Origin of the sequence: Herbaspirillum lusitanum P6-12 (genome assembly GCF_000256565.1) — a bacterium.
In the GTDB taxonomy this organism is placed as follows: domain Bacteria; phylum Pseudomonadota; class Gammaproteobacteria; order Burkholderiales; family Burkholderiaceae_D; genus Herbaspirillum; species Herbaspirillum lusitanum.
The window spans coordinates 1-1066 of the sequence record NZ_AJHH01000696.1 but is presented as its reverse complement, the minus strand read 5'-3'; the positions used below and the strand labels follow the sequence as shown (position 1 = coordinate 1066).

The 1066-nt window shown below is 64.4% G+C and carries 1 protein-coding gene; it reads left to right on the top strand.

The window, feature by feature from the left end; all coding sequences use genetic code 11:
- Positions 1-787 (top strand): response regulator (locus HLUSI_RS30160; RefSeq protein WP_040503803.1); only part of this gene is annotated, 787 nt, incomplete at its 5' end.
- Positions 788-1066 lie beyond the last annotated feature (279 nt).

The window sequence follows — 1066 nt, the reverse complement described above, 5'->3', positions numbered from 1 at the left end:
ATTATTTTTTGCCGACGGCCAGGAGGCGGTCGACTGGCTGCGCGAACGTCCGCAGGGCGTCGACCTGGTGTTGATGGACATCCAGATGCCGGTCATGGATGGCTACACTGCTACGCATGAAATCCGCGACACCTTGGGACTGCGCGAGCTGCCGGTGATCGCGCTGACCGCAGGCGCCTTCAAGGCGCAGCAGGAAGCGGCGATGGCGGCCGGCATGAACGGTTTCCTGTCCAAGCCTTACAACGTCGAGCAGATCATCTCGATGGTGCGCCAGCACATCGCGCATCTGTCGGCGGATGAACTGGAACGACGCCGCAAAGCACCGGCAGAGTATGCGTCGACGACGGTCACGACCGTGTTCCCGAGCGCCGCCGTCGGCATGGCAAGCACAGGATCGGTGGGATCGCCGGGATCAGCGGGTTCGGCCAGCTTGCCGGCGCAGGATATGTCCGGCATCGACGTCGCCGTCGGCCTGGAAGCCTGGGGCAGCGCAGACATCTATCGCAAGTTCCTCGGCAAATTCGCCGAGCAATACGGCAAGACCGGCAGCGAGATCCTGGCGCATATCCACGCCGGCGAACTGGCGCAGGCCAAAACCCTGGCCCACAAGCTGCGCGGCAGCGCCGGCACGCTGGCGGTGATCGACGTGCAGCGCCTGGCCGGCGAACTGGAAGGGCTGCTGTCGGGCGCGGCGTCGGCTTCCGACTGTACGGTCAAGGCAGCCGAGCTGGACGCCGCCCTGACAAATGCGCGACGCGCCATCGCGAATTACACGAACGCCGCCTGACGTCGTTTTTTTTGCGGAATTGCTGGCCGGGGGCGCCGCCGCCGCACGCATCCATGAGGTTTTCCTTCTGCGTTGCGTCGGACGGCATCGCCTGAGTTGATGGGTACCGGGCAAGTACAATAATGAGTTCAACAAAACAAGCGCTATCCCGCTCCATAAGCCGATGAATCGCACCACCCGCACCATCCGTACCACCGGCGTCACCAGAACCACCCGCATCATCGGCGCCGCCCTGGTCCTGATCGCCTTGTCCTACGCCGCCACCGGCGTGGCGCGCCT